The sequence below is a fragment of the Pluralibacter gergoviae ATCC 33028 = NBRC 105706 genome, assembly GCF_001598855.1.
GTDB lineage: Bacteria > Pseudomonadota > Gammaproteobacteria > Enterobacterales > Enterobacteriaceae > Pluralibacter > Pluralibacter gergoviae.
Genome location: NZ_BCZS01000027.1, coordinates 37752 through 53434, shown reverse-complemented (window position 1 = coordinate 53434; position 15683 = coordinate 37752). Strand labels below are relative to the sequence as shown.

The 15683-nt window shown below is 59.1% G+C and carries 14 protein-coding genes; 6 read left to right on the top strand and 8 right to left on the bottom strand.

The features are described 5' to 3' along the window. Nucleotides 1-258: 258 nt before the first annotated feature. Together ENGE1_RS20765 and mdtD are read left to right on the top strand one after the other, a co-directional pair. Entirely contained in the window at nucleotides 259-963 is a 705-nt protein-coding gene (locus ENGE1_RS20765; protein ID WP_048253536.1) for a FadR/GntR family transcriptional regulator, read from the top strand. After that, a complete protein-coding gene (gene mdtD / locus ENGE1_RS20760) occupies nucleotides 964-2361 on the top strand; it encodes a multidrug transporter subunit MdtD (RefSeq protein ID WP_043081465.1) in 1398 nt (465 codons plus the stop codon). It begins immediately after the preceding gene. Here the strand turns inward: mdtD and rbsR are convergent. The 7 genes from rbsR to kup form a co-directional block, all read right to left on the bottom strand. After that, nucleotides 2358-3341 (bottom strand): ribose operon transcriptional repressor RbsR, encoded by a 984-nt coding sequence (gene rbsR, locus ENGE1_RS20755; protein WP_043081463.1) that lies wholly within the window; start codon nucleotides 3339-3341, stop codon nucleotides 2358-2360. The genes mdtD and rbsR overlap by 4 nt on opposite strands. 12 nt (nucleotides 3342-3353) lie before the next feature. Continuing rightward, entirely contained in the window at nucleotides 3354-4283 is a 930-nt protein-coding gene (rbsK, locus tag ENGE1_RS20750; RefSeq protein WP_045289092.1) for a ribokinase, read from the bottom strand. 106 nt (nucleotides 4284-4389) lie between these two features. Further along, on the bottom strand, nucleotides 4390-5280 hold the full coding sequence (gene rbsB, locus ENGE1_RS20745; protein WP_043081460.1) for a ribose ABC transporter substrate-binding protein RbsB: 891 nt from the start codon (nucleotides 5278-5280) through the stop codon (nucleotides 4390-4392). A gap of 28 nt (nucleotides 5281-5308) precedes the next feature. Continuing rightward, entirely contained in the window at nucleotides 5309-6274 is a 966-nt protein-coding gene (gene rbsC, locus ENGE1_RS20740) for a ribose ABC transporter permease (protein WP_043081458.1), read from the bottom strand. Between the two features lie 5 nt (nucleotides 6275-6279). Beyond that, nucleotides 6280-7785, bottom strand: a complete 1506-nt coding sequence (gene rbsA / locus ENGE1_RS20735; protein WP_045289093.1) for a ribose ABC transporter ATP-binding protein RbsA — start codon at nucleotides 7783-7785, stop codon at nucleotides 6280-6282. A 7-nt stretch (nucleotides 7786-7792) separates the two neighbouring features. Next, nucleotides 7793-8212, bottom strand: a complete 420-nt coding sequence (rbsD, locus tag ENGE1_RS20730; protein WP_043081455.1) for a D-ribose pyranase — start codon at nucleotides 8210-8212, stop codon at nucleotides 7793-7795. Nucleotides 8213-8406: 194 nt separating this feature from the next. Next, nucleotides 8407-10278, bottom strand: coding sequence for a low affinity potassium transporter Kup (gene kup, locus ENGE1_RS20725; protein WP_048253537.1), 1872 nt, complete (start codon nucleotides 10276-10278; stop codon nucleotides 8407-8409). Between the two features lie 219 nt (nucleotides 10279-10497). Between kup and ravA the strand changes: the two genes are divergently transcribed. Beyond that, the gene (ravA, locus tag ENGE1_RS20720) at nucleotides 10498-11994 is read left to right on the top strand and encodes an ATPase RavA (protein ID WP_048253538.1); all 1497 of its coding nucleotides are present in this window, start codon (nucleotides 10498-10500) and stop codon (nucleotides 11992-11994) included. Further along, on the top strand, nucleotides 11994-13445 hold the full coding sequence (gene viaA / locus ENGE1_RS20715; RefSeq protein ID WP_048253539.1) for an ATPase RavA stimulator ViaA: 1452 nt from the start codon (nucleotides 11994-11996) through the stop codon (nucleotides 13443-13445). Before ravA ends, viaA begins: the two co-directional genes overlap by 1 nt. On the opposite strand, the gene asnA is transcribed toward viaA, so the two are convergent. Continuing rightward, a complete protein-coding gene (gene asnA / locus ENGE1_RS20710; RefSeq protein ID WP_045289097.1) occupies nucleotides 13446-14438 on the bottom strand; it encodes an aspartate--ammonia ligase in 993 nt (330 codons plus the stop codon). Between the two features lie 149 nt (nucleotides 14439-14587). Between asnA and asnC the strand changes: the two genes are divergently transcribed. Together asnC and mioC are read left to right on the top strand one after the other, a co-directional pair. Then, nucleotides 14588-15046 carry a transcriptional regulator AsnC gene (asnC, locus tag ENGE1_RS20705; protein ID WP_013368348.1) on the top strand — a complete coding sequence of 153 codons (459 nt, stop codon included), beginning with the start codon at nucleotides 14588-14590 and terminating at the stop codon, nucleotides 15044-15046. Between the two features lie 90 nt (nucleotides 15047-15136). After that, a complete protein-coding gene (gene mioC, locus ENGE1_RS20700) occupies nucleotides 15137-15577 on the top strand; it encodes an FMN-binding protein MioC (RefSeq protein WP_043081447.1) in 441 nt (146 codons plus the stop codon). The last annotated feature ends 106 nt before the right edge of the window (nucleotides 15578-15683 follow it).

Below are 15683 nucleotides of genomic sequence, written 5' to 3'. Positions count from 1 at the left end.
TTTCAGAGTCAACCCTTTTTTCAGGGCTTTCTCTTTCAACCCGGCGGCTTGTTTGCCGTTGCTCCGTGTCGATGGAGGCGCATTATAGGGAGTTCTCCGGACCTGACAAGGGGAAATTTAAAATAATTTACTGTTCGCACTTTTTTTCACCAAAGCGGCTGTAAATGTGCCATTTATTGCGCTATCTGCCGTTTTAACCACCGGATCTTATCCCTGGATGGCATACTAGGCCGGTAAAGAGAAGACAGGAAATCGACTATGCCTTTAAGCGCACAACAGCTGGCCGCACAAAAGAATATCTCCTGGGTGCTTGCCGGGAAACTCGCGCAGAAAATTCTCGCGGGAGATTACCCGCCGGAAAGCATCCTTCCCGGTGAGATAGAGCTTGGCGAACAGTTCGGGGTGAGCCGCACCGCCGTTCGCGAAGCCGTAAAGACCCTCACAGCCAAAGGTATGGTACTGCCAAGGCCACGCATTGGTACCCGGGTCATGCCCAGAAGCAGCTGGAACTTTCTCGATAAGGAGCTCCTCGCCTGGTGGATGACGGAAAGTAACTTTAATGAGGTCGTCGATCACTTCCTTATTATGCGCAGCAGCCTAGAACCGCAGGCCTGCATGCTGGCGGCGGTAAACGGCAGCGTCGAACAGAAGACGCGCCTCAATACGCTCATGGAAGAGATGGTTCTGTTGAAGAGTGATTTCGATCGCCAGCGCTGGATTGAGGTCGACATGGCCTGGCATGAACACATCTATATCATGAGCGGCAATCCTTTTCTCAGCGCCTTCGCCGCCCTGTTTAACTCGGTCTATCAATCCTACTTTTCAGCAATCACCAATAATGAAGTGATAAAGCTGGATCTGCACCAGGCCATCGTGGATGCCATCCGGCAGGGTGACGGCGAGCAGGCCCGTCAGGCCAGCCGGACGTTGCTGGATGCGCCCAATGCCCAGGCGATGAAATAGATGAGTAAGAAAGCGCACAGTATGGCGGGCCTGCCGTGGATCGCCGCCATGGCCTTCTTTATGCAGGCGCTTGACGCCACCATCCTCAATACCGCGCTCCCGGCGATTGCCACCAGCCTTAACCGCTCGCCGCTGGCCATGCAGTCGGCGATTATCAGCTACACGCTAACGGTGGCGATGCTGATCCCGGTAAGCGGCTGGCTGGCGGACCGCTTCGGCACCCGTCGGGTGTTTATGACTGCCGTCAGCCTGTTTACCTTAGGCTCGCTGGCCTGCGCCCTCTCCACTTCGCTGCCGGAACTGGTGATATTCCGCATTATTCAGGGGATCGGCGGGGCAATGATGATGCCCGTCGCCCGCCTGGCGCTGCTGCGCGCCTATCCGCGCAGCGAACTGCTGCCGGTACTTAACTTCGTCACCATGCCCGGCCTGGTTGGCCCGATTCTGGGGCCGGTGCTCGGCGGGGTTCTGGTGACCTGGGCCAGCTGGCACTGGATTTTCCTGATTAATATTCCGATAGGCGTCGCCGGCCTGCTTTACGCCCGCAAATATATGCCCAACTTCACCACGCCACGGCGCGGCTTCGATATGACGGGATTTCTGCTGTTCGGCCTGAGTCTGGTGCTGTTCTCCAGCGGCATGGAGCTGTTTGGCGAGAAGATAGTCTCAACCTGGCTGGCGATAGGCATCATCGTCATCAGCCTGATCCTGCTGATGGCCTACATTCGCCACGCCCGCAGGCACCCCACGCCACTGATTGCCCTGCCGCTGTTTAAGACCCGCACCTTCTCCGTCGGCATCGCCGGCAACCTGGCGACGCGCCTCGGCACCGGCTGTGTGCCGTTTCTGATGCCGCTGATGCTGCAGGTAGGATTCGGCTATCCGGCGCTGATCGCCGGCTGCATGATGGCGCCGACGGCGGTGGGCTCGATTATTGCGAAATCGACGGTAACGCAGGTGCTGCGCTGGTTCGGCTACCGCCGGACGCTGGTCGGGGTCACAATCTTTATCGGTCTGATGATTGCCCAGTTTTCACTGCAGTCGCCGTCGATGCCGGTATGGATGCTGATCCTGCCCCTGTTTGTGCTGGGCATGGCGATGTCTACCCAGTTCACGGCAATGAACACCATAACGCTTGCCGACCTGACGGATGAAACCGCCAGCAGCGGCAACAGTATGCTGGCCGTTACCCAGCAGCTCTCCATCAGCTTAGGCGTCGCGGTCAGCGCTGCCGTCCTGCGCGTTTATGAGGGCATTGAGGGCAGCACTACCGTCGAACAGTTCCACTACACCTTTATTACGATGGGTGCGATAACCGTGGTGTCCGCGCTGATGTTTATGCTGCTCAGACATAAAGATGGCCGCAACCTGATCAAGGAGCGGCATAAGAAAGGTTAAGCGGAGCCGCGGATCACCAGCTCAGGCGTCAGTTGCACCCGCTGCTGAGCCTGCCCGGGCTGGGCCATACGGTGGATCAGCACATCGATGGCCAGCTCGCCCAGCTCGTCCTTCGGCTGATGCACGGTGGTCAGCGGCGGCGTCATATAGCGCGCCAGCTCAATATCGTCATAGCCAACCACCGCCACATCTTCGGGAATGCGTAATCCGGCCTGATAGAGCGCCTGATAGGCGCCGACCGCCATCGCGTCGTTGCCGATAAAAACCGCCTGCGGCCGCTCGGGATGCGCCAGCAGCGCCTGCATCGCCCGCAGCCCGCCGCCGAACTCAAAGTCGCTGATGACGGTATAGCCTTCATCCACAACAATCCCCGCCCGCGCCATTGCCCGCTGATAGCCTTCCAGACGCAGCCGGGCAGGTGTCTTATCCAGCGGTCCCGCGATACAGGCAATGCGGGTGTAGCCTTTATCAAGCAGGTACTGCGTCGCCATATCGCCCCCGAGCAGGGAGTTATCCTGGATAATGTCGCTGTCGCCGTCGAACGGCGCCCAGTCCATCATCACCGTCGGAATGGAGGGATAGCGCTGGACGATTTCCGCCGACGGCTGGTGCGTTTCGGTACACAGCAGCAGCAGGCCGTCGACGCGCTTTTGCATCAGGGTCTCAAGATTGCGATTCATCCGCTGCTCGTCGCCCTCGGTATTGCACAGCACCAGGCTATAGCCGCGCTCAAAGCAGCTGCGCTCGACGCCGCGCACCAGCTCCGAATAAAACGGGTTGGTACTGGCGGTGATCAGCATCCCGATGGTGCGGGTCTGATTGAGCTTGAGGCTGCGCGCCAGCGCGGAGGGCGCGTAGTTGAGGCTTTTTATCGCCGCATCCACCTTTTCGGTGATGGCTTCGCTGACGAACCGGTCTTTATTAATGACGTGTGAGACCGTTGAGGTGGAAACGCCCGCCAGGCGGGCAACATCCTTCATGGTAGCCAAGCATTACCCCTGCTGAGCGAGAAAATCGTCAATCTCGTTGCGCCACGGTACGGAAGGCTGGGCGCCCTTGCGGGTAACCGCAATGGCCGCCGCCGCGTGCGCGAAGCGAATAGCCTGCGCCAGCGGGTTACCTTCCAGCAGGGCGGTCATCAGCGCGCCGTTGAAGGTATCGCCGGCGGCAATGGTATCTACGGCCTGCACTTTAAAGCCGGGCACGCGCTGGCCTTTGCCCTGCTCGCTCGCCCAGACGCCGCGGCTGCCGAGGGTGACGATTACCGTAGCGATGCCCTTATCGTGCAGCGCCTGTGCCGCCTTCGCCGCATCCTCATCGCTCTCAATGTGGATCCCGGTCAGCTTTTCGGCCTCGGTTTCATTCGGCGTAATAATATCCACCAGCGACAGCAGTTCATCCGGAAGTTCGCGGGCCGGCGCCGGGTTCAGCGCAACCCGCGTATTATTGTCGTGGGCAATTTTTGCCGCCGCCAGCACGCTCTCCAGCGGCGATTCCAACTGCATCAGCAAAGCATCGGCATCGGCAATGCGCGCCGCCTGGTCATTGACCAGCGCGGTAGAGAGCGCCGCGTTTGCGCCAGCGTGAATACCGATAACATTCTCCCCTTCGCCGTTAACGAAGATCAGCGCCACGCCGGTCGACTCGCCGGCAATTTCGCTGACCGGCGCAATATCAATATTGTCGCTCGCCAGCTGCCTGCGCACCCGCTCGCCGGTATCGTCATCGCCGGTGCAGGCGATAAAAGCAATATTGGCTCCGCTGCGCCCGGCGGCCACCGCCTGATTCGCGCCTTTACCGCCAAAGGCCACCTGATACTGGCTGCCGGTAACGGTTTCGCCCGGACGCGGGAAATCTTCAAGGTTGAGAATGTGATCGGCATTGATGCTGCCAAGGACGACGAGTTTTTTTGTGCTTTTCATAACATGCCTATTCGGTAAAGAGCGCCACCGGGAACCCGGTGGCGCGTGCCACACTTTTCTTTTACGTTGTCCCCTCAGGCTCTTGCTGGCCTGAATCGGTGATGACTTATTGCTTGATGACCAGCTTCAGGTCAACGGGGTATTTGGCCTGAACCTTCTCACCTTTCAGCAGCTTATCGGCAACCTCAACGCCCTGGATGCCAATTTGTTCCGGCAGCTGTGCAACAGTCGCTGCCAGTTTGCCATCATTTACTGCCTTTTCGCCATCCGGCGTGCCGTCAAAACCAACCACCATCACGTCAGATTTGCCTGCGGTCTGCAGCGCGCGCAGGGCGCCGAGCGCCATTTCATCATTTTGTGCGAATACGGCCTGCACATCCGGATGGGCGGTCAGCAGGTTCTGCATGACGTTCAGGCCCTTGGTACGGTCAAAGTCGGCCGGCTGGCTGGCGAGGACGTTAAATTTATGCGCCGCCACGGCCTGCTGGAAGCCCTCGCCGCGCTCGCGGGCGGCGGAGGTACCGGCAATGCCCTGCAGCTCAATCACCTTCGCGCCTTCGCCGGCTTTCTTGGCGATGTAGTCGCCGGCGATTTTGCCGCCCAGCACGTTATCAGAGGCGATGTGGCTCACCACCTCGCCTTTAGAGGCCTGGCGGTCGAGGGTAATAACCGGGATTTTGGCCTGGTTAGCCATTTTCACCGCATTGCCCACCGCGTCGGAGTCGGTCGGGTTGATCAGCATCACCTTGGTGCCGCGCACGGTCAGATCCTGCACGTTCGCCAGCTCTTTCGCCGGGTTGTTCTGCGAGTCCAGCACCACCAGGTTGTAGCCCAGCTTATTGGCTTCTTTCTGCGCGCCGTCCTTCAGGGAAACGAAGAACGGGTTATTGAGGGTGGAGACGACCAGCGCAATGGTGTCTTTCGCCATCGCGTTTGCACTTACGGTGGCGCTCAGTGCCACGGCGGAAACCAGGGTAGCCAGTTTTTTCATGTTCATATCGGAGAGATCCTGTTTGTGTCAGTTATTACTGCTTTTTGTTGTCCACCAGCACCGCCAGCAATATCACCACCGCTTTAACGATCATCTGGTAGTAGGAAGAAACACCTAACAAATTCAAACCATTATTAAGGAATCCGAGAATTAATGCGCCGATCAGGGTCCCAACAATGCGACCTTTACCGCCCGCCAGGCTGGTGCCGCCGAGCACCACCGCCGCGATAGCGTCCAGCTCGTAGCCGGTACCGGCGGTCGGCTGGGCAGAAGAGAGGCGCGCCACTTCGATGATGCCCGCCAGCGCTGACAGCAGACCGCACAGAGAGTAGACGATGACTTTGACTTTATCGACGCTGATGCCGGAGAGGCGGGTCGCCGCTTCGTTACCGCCCAGGGCGTAGATGTAGCGGCCCAGGCGGGTGTGGTGCAGCATGTACCACGCTGCGAGGAAGACAATCGCCATCAGCCACACCGGCGTCGGAATACCCAGCGGGCGGCCGATGCCGAACCAGCCGAACAGATCGGCGTTGTCGGTAAAGCCGGTGCTCATCGGGCTGCCGTTGGTGTAGACCATGGTGACGCCGCGCAACAGCAGCATCATCACCAGGGTGGCGATAAAGGCCTGTACCCGGCCCTTAGCGACAATCACGCCGGTCACGGCACCAATGGCCGCACCTAAAGCAAGTGCGGCGGCGACGGCGACGAGGGCATTAACCTCAATGCCGACCAGCGACGCGGCGACCGCGCCGGTCAGGGCCAGCAGGGAACCGACGGACAGATCGATTCCCGAGGTCAGAATAACCAGCGTCATCCCCACCGCCATAATGGCGTTTACCGAGGTCTGCTGCAGGATGTTGAACAGGTTATTGACGGTAAAAAAGTTGGGGCTAAGGGTAGAGACGATGGCGATCAGCACCAGCAGCGCAATCAGCGATTTTTGCTCCATCAGCCACGCTTTGGTGAAGTAGCGGCGCCCGGAAACGGCCTGGGTAGTCATCTTTTTTACTCCTGATTCACGCGATTAAGCTTGCCTACGGCGGCAGCCATCAAGACTTCCTGAGTGGCCTGCTCGCGGGTGAACTCTCCGCCGAGATGCCCTTCGTGCATCACCATGATGCGATCGCTCATGCCCAGCACTTCCGGCATCTCAGAAGAGACGAGAATGATGCTCAGGCCGTCGGCTTTAAATTTGTTGATCAGCTGATAAATCTCTTTCTTGGCGCCCACGTCCACGCCGCGGGTCGGTTCATCGAGGATCAGCACTTTTGGCCGGGTCATCAGACCGCGGGCGATAGCCACCTTCTGCTGGTTACCGCCGGAGAGCAGGCCGATAGCCTGATCCATCGACGGCGTTTTGACATTGAACAGGCGAATAAAGTCGCCCACCGCCTCCTGCTCTTCGCCGTGCTTCACGCTGCCATCGGCGCGGCTGAAGTAGCGCAGCGCGGTCAGGGACATGTTTTCTTTCACCGACATGCCGAGCACCAGCCCGTCGCGCTTGCGGTCTTCCGAGATATAAACGATGCCGTTGGCCAGCCCGTCCTGCGGTGATTTAGCGACAACTTCGTGGCCGTCGAGGGTCACGTAACCGCTGCTGCGCGGCAGCGCGCCGTACAGCACCTTCATTAATTCAGTACGCCCGGCGCCCATCAGCCCGGCGACGCCGAGGATCTCGCCTTTGCGCAGGGTAAAGCTGATGTTTTCGACGCCGGAGCCGCAGAGGTTATCGACCTTCAGGCGGATCTCGCCCGGCGCTTTATCCAGGTGCGGGTACTGGTCTTCGAGCTTACGCCCGACCATCATCTCAATCAGCGAATCTTCGGTGAGGGTGGCGACTTCGCGCTCGGCGATAAACTGGCCGTCGCGAAAGACCGTAACGTCATCGCAGATCTCAAAAATCTCTTTCATGCGGTGGGAGATATAGACGATGCCGCGGCCCTGGGACTTCAGTTCGCGGATCACCCGGAACAGGGACTCGGTTTCGGTATCGGTCAGAGCGTCCGTCGGCTCATCCATAATGATGACCTTCGACTCAAAGCTCAGGACTTTGGCAATTTCCACCATTTGCTGATCGCCGATGGAGAGCTCGCCCACCAGCCGGTCGCTCTTAAAGCGCAGGTTCAGCTTCGCCAGCAGCCGGTCGGCCTCGGCGTACATGGTTTTCCAGTCGATTTTGCCAAAGCGGTTGACGAACTCGCGGCCGAGAAAGATGTTTTCGGCGATGGAGAGCTGCGGAATAAGGTTCAGCTCCTGGTGGATGATGCCGATGCCGGCCTCCTGGGAGGATTTGGGGCCGCTAAAGGCGGTCTCCTTGCCGAGCCACAGCAGAGAACCGGCGTCCTTACTGTAGATGCCGGTCAGCACTTTCATCATCGTCGATTTACCGGCGCCGTTCTCGCCGACCAGCGCCATTACGCGCCCGCCGTAGACGTTCAGCGACGCGCCGGAGAGGGCCTTTACGCCCGGGAACGATTTATCGATCCCCTTAAGTTGCAGTAGTGCGTCCATATCGGCCTCAGAAGGTCACGCCGGCGCAGAGGATAATGTTCGCATACGCAGAGCACTCTCCGCTGCGGATCACCGCCCGGCTGTCTGCGGTTTGCTGTTTGAACTGCTCGTGGGTGGTGTAATGGATCTCAATGGTGTTTCCCTGGCGCTGCTGCAATTGTTCAAGATGGGTAAGCAACGCGGCGTGAAGCTGCGGATTATGAATTTCGATTTCCGCGGCGAGAATAGCCGATTCAACCTGCATTTCCGCGGTGACCACCTCCAGCACCTGCATAAAGGAGGGCACTCCCTGGGTCAGCGCCATATCAATGCGCTGCGTGCTGTCAGGGATCGGCAGACCCGCATCACAGACCACCAGCGTATCGGTATGCCCGAGTCTGGAAATGACCGAGGAAATATCAGCGTTAAGAACCGTACCTTTCTTCATCTTCTGCTCCACTGGCGAAACGTTTCGCTTGCTGCAGATTATGGCGAATAGCGGCAAGAAAACCATCACGGCATTGCAGAATTGTGATCGCGGTAGAAACGTTTCGATATCAAGACAAAACGGTACCAAAAGTACCGTTTTTAGCCCCTGCGCCCTCTCCCTGTGGGAGAGGGCCGGGGTGAGGGCAGCAGACCTTAAATCTCGACCTGGGTCCCCAGCTCAATCACCCGGTTAGGCGGGATTTCAAACTGATCCGGGGCGCGCAGGGCGTTGCGCTGCAGCAGCAGAAAGAGCTTGCCGCGCAGGCGCAGATACCAGGGCCGCCCTTCGCCAATAATCAGCGACTCGTGGGACATGAAGAACGAAGTTTCCATCATCCGGCAGCTCAGGCCCTCAAGCCCGCAGCGGTGGAACACCTCTTCCACGTTCGGCGTTTCGCGCCAGCCGTAGCTGGCGACAACCCGCCAGAACGACGGCGACAGCTGCTCAATCTGCACCCGGCGGACGTTGTGCACATAGGGCGCGTCCTCGGTGCGCAGGGTCAGCAGAATAACGCGCTCGTGCAGCACCTTGTTGTGCTTGAGGTTATGCAGCATGGCAAACGGAATGACGTTCAGTGCCCGGGACATAAAGACCGCCGTACCCGGCACGCGCACCGGCGGCGACTTCTCCAGCGAAGCAATCATCGCCTCCAGCGAATTGCCGTGCTCGTGCATCCGGCGCAGCAGGCGGAAGCGCTCGCTCTTCCAGGTGGTCATGATCATAAACATCACGAACCCAAGGCTCAGCGGCAGCCAGCCGCCGGAGAGCAGCTTGTCGAGGTTAGCCGAAAACAGCGGCACGTCCACGCAGAGGAAGGCAATCAGCAGCAGGCCGACGACATACTTACTCCAGTGCCAGTTTTTGCGCGCCACGGTCGAGAACAGAATGGTGGTCAGCACCATGGTGCCGGTCACCGCAATACCGTAGGCCGCCGCCAGATTGCTGGAGTGTTCGAAGCTGACAATCACGATCACCACCGCCACGTACAGCAGCCAGTTAATGAACGGGATGTAGATCTGCCCGGACTCCATCTCCGAGGTGTGAATAATGCGCATCGGCGACAGATAGCCCAGGCGCACGGCCTGGCGGGTCAGCGAGAAGACGCCGGAGATAACCGCCTGCGAAGCGATAACCGTCGCCAGCGCGGCGAGGATCAGCAGCGGGATCAGCGCCCAGTCCGGCGCCAGCAGGAAGAACGGGTTCTTAATCGCCTCCGGATGCTTGAGCAGCAGCGCCCCCTGGCCGAAGTAGTTCAGCACCAGCGACGGCAGCACCACGAAGAACCACGCCACGCGAATCGGCAGCTTGCCGAAGTGGCCCATATCTGCATACAGCGCCTCAACGCCGGTGATGGAGAGCACGACGGCCCCCAGCGCCACGAAGGAGACGGCCTTATATTCGAGGAAGAAGTTCATCGCCCAGTACGGGTTAAGCGCCTGCAGCACTTCCGGGTTGGCGATAATGCTGCGCAGCCCAAGACCGGCCAGCAGCAGGAACCAGATGAGCATGATCGGCGCAAACAGTTTGCCGACCATTCCGGTGCCGTGCTTCTGGATCATAAACAGCAGGGTGAGGACGACGATGGATATCGGTACTATCCACGAATCGAGCTGGGGCGCGACTATTTCAAGTCCCTCAATGGCCGACATCACCGAAATGGCCGGCGTAATGACCACTTCGCCATAAAAGAAGCTGCCGCCTATCAGCCCGAGGATCACCAGCGTCGAGGTGACCCGCGCCGAGGTGTTGCGCCCGGCCAGCGACATCAGCGTCAAAATCCCGCCCTCGCCGGCGTTGTCCGCGCGCATCACGAAGGTGATGTACTTAAGAGAAACGGTAAATATCAGCAGCCACAGTATCAGCGACAGAAAGCCAAACACGGCATCTCTTTCCACGCCAAAGCCAAACTGTCCCGACAGACACTCGCGAAGCGTATAGAGGGGACTGGTCCCGATATCACCATACACCACGCCAATTGCCGCAAGGGTAACTGCCGGTAATGATTGCTTATTATCAGTGCTCATAGACTCGTCTTTCGTTTAATAAGACAAATGTGACCCTGATCCCTGGACCCACAAAAAGCGCACAGTATGCACGATTCATCACAAAATCGTACTCTAAAATGAAGAGGGATTAACCTTGCTCAAAGAAAGTAGTATCGCTTATCGCGCTGTTATCCTCTAATAGCAAACGGCTATAATCCGTTGAAAGCCGGACAGATAGCGAAAGGACACCCCTCAATTATGGCCCAATCACACTTATTAGCAGAAAGAATTTCCCGTCTGAGCGCCGCGCTGGAGAAGGGGCTTTTTGAGCGCAGCCACGCCATTCGCCTCTGCCTGCTGGCGGCGCTGAGCGGCGAGAGCGTGTTTCTGCTCGGCCCTCCGGGCATTGCTAAAAGCCTGATCGCCCGCCGCATCAAATTCGCCTTCCGCAGCGCCCGCGCCTTTGAGTACCTGATGACCCGTTTCTCAACGCCGGAAGAGGTGTTCGGTCCGCTCTCAATTCAGGCGCTCAAGGATGAAGGCCGCTACGAGCGCCTTACCGCCGGCTATCTGCCGGAAGCAGAAATCGTCTTTCTCGACGAGATCTGGAAAGCGGGGCCGGCCATTCTGAATACTCTGTTAACGGCCATTAACGAACGCAGCTTCCGCAACGGCGCAAGCGAAGAGAAAATCCCGATGCGCCTGCTGGTCACCGCCTCCAACGAACTGCCGGAAGCGGACAGCAGCCTGGAGGCGCTGTATGACCGGATGCTGATCCGCCTGTGGCTGGATAAAGTGCAGGAGAAGGGCAATTTTCGCTCCCTGCTGGTCAGCCAGCAGGACGAGAACGCCAACCCGGTGCAGGAAAGTCTGCAGGTCAGCGACGAAGAGTTTACCCAGTGGCAGACGGCGATTGGCGCCGTCACTCTATCGGACAGCGTCTTTGAGCTTATCTACCAGCTGCGCCAGCAGCTGGAAGCGCTGCCGGATGCGCCCTACGTATCGGACAGGCGCTGGAAAAAGGCCGTCCGCCTGCTGCAGGCCTGCGCCTTCTTCAGCGGTCGCGATGCGATCGCGCCCATCGATCTGATCCTGCTGAAAGACTGCCTGTGGCACGATGCTAAGAGCCTGAATCTGATGCACAACCAGCTCGAAATATTGATGACCGGTCACGCATGGCAGCAGCAGGCGATGTTAACCCGGCTTGGCAATATTACCCAGCACCGCCTGCAGCTTCAGCAGCAGCAAAGCGATAAAACCGCGCTGAAGGTCACCCGCCTCGGCGGCATGTTCAGCCGCCGCCCGCACTATCAGCTTCCGGAAGAGGTGCAGGAGCCGGTGCTGACGTTACTCTTGCAGCAGCCGCTGAAGCTCCACGATATGAACGTCGTTCACGTTGCGATTGAGCGCCCGGCGCTGGCGCAGTGGCTGGAGAAAGGCGGTGAAATACGCGGCAAGCTCAACGGCATCGGCTTTGCCCAGGTGCTGAATATGGAGGTCGATCAGGCCCAGCACCTGGTGGTGCGCGACGTCAGCCTGCAGGGATCCCGGCTGGCGCTGCCCGGCACCGAAGCGCCGGAAAATATGCCCGACGAAGTGAAGCAGCAGCTCGACGCCCTGCTGGAAGAGTGGCACCAGCAGCACAACCGCTTTAGCGAACAGCAGAAGTGCCTGTTTATTCACAGCGACTGGCTGGGGCGAATTGAAGCCAGCCTGCAGGACGTCGGCGCCCAGATCAAACAGGCGCGCCAGTAATGCTGACCCTCGACACGCTGAACGTGATGCTGGCCGTCAGCGAAGAGGGCCTGATCGAAGAGACGATCGTTACCCTGCTGGCTTCCCCCCAGCTGGTCGGCTTTTTTAAAAAATTCCCGCGGCTGAAAAACGCGCTGGCGGAAGATCTTCCCCGCTGGCGCAGCGCGCTGAAGGCCCGCTTCCGGGAAACCCACGTCCCGCAGGCGCTAAGCGATGAGGTTGCCTGCTACCAGAAGAACCTCACGCTCTCAACCTCGCAGTTTATTATTCAGCTGCCGCAGATCCTCGCCCAGCTTGACCGCGTCCGCTCGCCGTTTGCCGCGCAGGCGCAGCAGCTGGTCAGCAGCAATCCCCGCTTTACCGCCTCCCTGCACACGCTCTTTCTGCAGCGCTGGCGCCTGAGCCTGGTGGTGCAGGCCACCAGCCTCAACCAGCAGCTTCTGGACGACGAGCGCGAGCAGCTGCTGAGCGAAGTGCAGGAGCGCCTGACCCTCAGCGGCCACCTGGAGCCGCTGCTGGTGGAGAATGATACCGCCGCCGGACGGCTGTGGGACATGAGCGAGGGCCAGCTCAGGCGTGGCGACTGGCGGCTTATCGTTAAATACGGCGATTTTCTCAGCGATCAGCCGGAGCTTATCCAGCTGGCTGAGCAGCTTGGCCGATCCCGGGAGGCAAAGTCGGTGCCGAAAAAAGACATGCCGATGGAGACCTTCCGCGCGCTGGTGCGCGAGCCCTCCACCGTGCCGGAGCAGGTCGACGGCCTGCAGCAGAGCGATGATATTCTGCGCCTGCTGCCGGCGGAGCTGGCGACGCTCGGCATCAGCGAGCTGGAGTATGAGTTCTACCGCCGGCTTGTGGAGAAGCAGCTGCTGACCTACCGCCTGCACGGCGACGCCTGGCGGGAAAAAATCAGCGAGCGTCCGGTAGTGCATCAGGACGTCGATGAACAGCCGCGCGGGCCGTTCGTGGTCTGCGTGGATACCTCCGGTTCAATGGGCGGCTTTAACGAGCAGTGCGCCAAGGCCTTCTGCCTGGCGCTGATGCGGGTGGCGCTGGCGGACAACCGCCGCTGCTTTATTATGCTCTTCGCCAGCGAGGTGGTGAGCTATGAGCTGACCGGGGCGCAGGGGCTTGAGCAGGCGATCCGATTTCTCAGCCAGCGCTTTCGCGGCGGCACCGATATGGCGAAATGCCTGCGGGCGGTGCTCGAAAAGCTGCAGGAGCCGACGTGGGCCGATGCCGACGCGGTGGTGATCTCGGACTTTATCGCCCAGCGGCTGCCGGACGAGGTGGTCAGTAAAGTGGGAGAACTACAGCGCAGACACCAGCACCGCTTTCACGCCGTGGCGATGTCAAAGCACGGTAAGCCCGGGATCATGCGCATCTTCGATCATATCTGGCGCTTCGATACCGGGCTGCGCAGCAGACTGCTGCGCCGCTGGAAGCGCTAATTAAAGCAGGGCGCTGACGCTGTCGCGCACCTGCTGCGGCCACACGCCGCACTGCACCTGGCCGATATGCGGCAGCTGCAGCAGCAGCATAGTCAGGCGCGACTGGCCGATACCGCCGCCGATGGTCTGCGGCATTTCGCCGGCCAGCAGGGCCTGGTGCCACGTCAGCGCGAGGCGGTCTTCATCGCCGGTCAGCGCCAGCTGACGCTTCAGGGTTTCAGCATCCACGCGGATCCCCATCGAAGAGAGCTCGATGGCATCATCCAGCGTCGGGTTCCACACCAGAATATCGCCGTTCAGACCGGCCAGCCCGGCTTCGCCCTGCGAACTCCAGTCGTCGTAGTCCGGGGCGCGCACATCGTGGCGCTGGCCGTCGGAGAGTTTGCCGCCGATGCCGATCAGGAAGACGGCGCCGAGCGCTTTGGCAATCGCCCGCTCGCGACCTTTGGCATCCAGATCCGGATAGCGGCTCAGCAGCTCCTGGCTATGAATAAAGTGGATCTTCTCCGGCAGGAACGGCGTCAGGCCGAACTCCCGGCTGACCGCCGCCTCGGTGGCTTTGATCCCGGCGTAGATCGCCTCCACGGTGGCTTTCAGGGTGCCGGTATGGCGCTCGCCGTCGCCCATCACCCGCTCCCAGTCCCACTGATCGACGTAGACTGAATGGATCGGGGAAAGTCTGTCTTCATCGGGGCGAAGGGCCTTCATGTGCGTGTACAGCCCTTCGCCCGCGCTGAAGTCGTGCTGGCCCAGCGTCTGACGCTTCCACTTCGCGAGAGAGTGAACCACCTCGAAGCTGGCGTCAGGCAGGGTTTTCACTTTCACCTGCACCGCCTTCTCGCTGCCGGAAAGGTTATCCTGAGTACCGTCGCCCACGCGGCTTAAGATCGGCGCCTGGACTTCAATGAGTCCAAGTCTGTCTTCGAGCTCGCGGGAGAAATGGGACTTCACGAAACTGATCTGGCGTTGTTTTGCGATATAAGCGGTTTTCATGGTGTTACTCCTCTGTCCTGTGCCATTGATTAAGCAACAGAAGGGCAGTGAAATTCAATAATCAACAACTAAAAAGGCCTCTCTACTTTTAAATCATTAAAATAAGGCGCTAATATAGAGTGATTGTTCAAAAGACATAAGAAAAACCTATGGAAAATTATCAGATCGACAATCTGGACCGCGGCATCCTCGAGGCGCTAATGGCCAACGCGCGCACCGCCTACGCCGAACTGGCCAAACAGTTTGGCGTCAGCCCCGGCACGATCCACGTCCGGGTCGAGAAGATGAAGCAGGCCGGGATCATCACCGGCGCCCGCATCGACGTCAGCCCGAAGCAGCTCGGCTACGATGTCTGCTGCTTTATCGGCATCATTCTCAAGAGCGCCAAGGACTATCCCTCCGCGCTGGCGAAGCTGGAAAGCCTTGATGAGGTCACCGAGGCCTACTACACCACCGGCCACTACAGCATCTTTATTAAGGTGATGTGCCGTTCGATCGACGCCCTGCAGCAGGTACTTATCAACAAGATCCAAACAATCGATGAAATTCAGTCCACCGAGACGCTGATCTCCCTGCAGAATCCGATTATGCGCACCATCCGGCCATGATCCCTCTTTTTAATCCCACATCTTTCCACAGGTAGATCCCAGCTCGCGCACAGCGTACAATGCCACCCTCAGTAATAAAGGGTGGCAGTGATGGCAGACATTACACTTATCAGTGGCAGTACGCTTGGCGGCGCTGAGTATGTGGCGGAGCATCTGGCAGAGAAGCTGGAAGAGGCCGGTTTTTCAACCGATGTCCAGCACGGTCCGCTGCTGGAGGATCTGACCGCGTCCGGGATCTGGCTGCTGGTCAGCTCAACCCACGGTGCTGGCGATATTCCGGAAAACCTTCTTCCTTTATATGAAGCCCTGCAGGAACAGAAGCCGGATCTTTCCGCCGTGCGCTTTGGCTCTGTCGGCATCGGCAGCCGGGAATACGACACCTTCTGCGGCGCAATCGACAAAATCGATGCCGAACTGCTCGCCTGCGGCGCGAAGCAGGTTGGCGAGACGCTGAAGATCAACGTCCTCGAACATGACATTCCGGAAGATCCGGCCGAGATTTGGCTGGGATCCTGGAAAAATTTACTCTGAGAAGTGTAAAGATCGTGCGATCAACTGTGGATAACTCTGGTTAAAAGCTTGGATCAACCGGTAGTTATCCAAAGTATAAGGTTTGGCTAGTTTTCGTCCTGTGCAT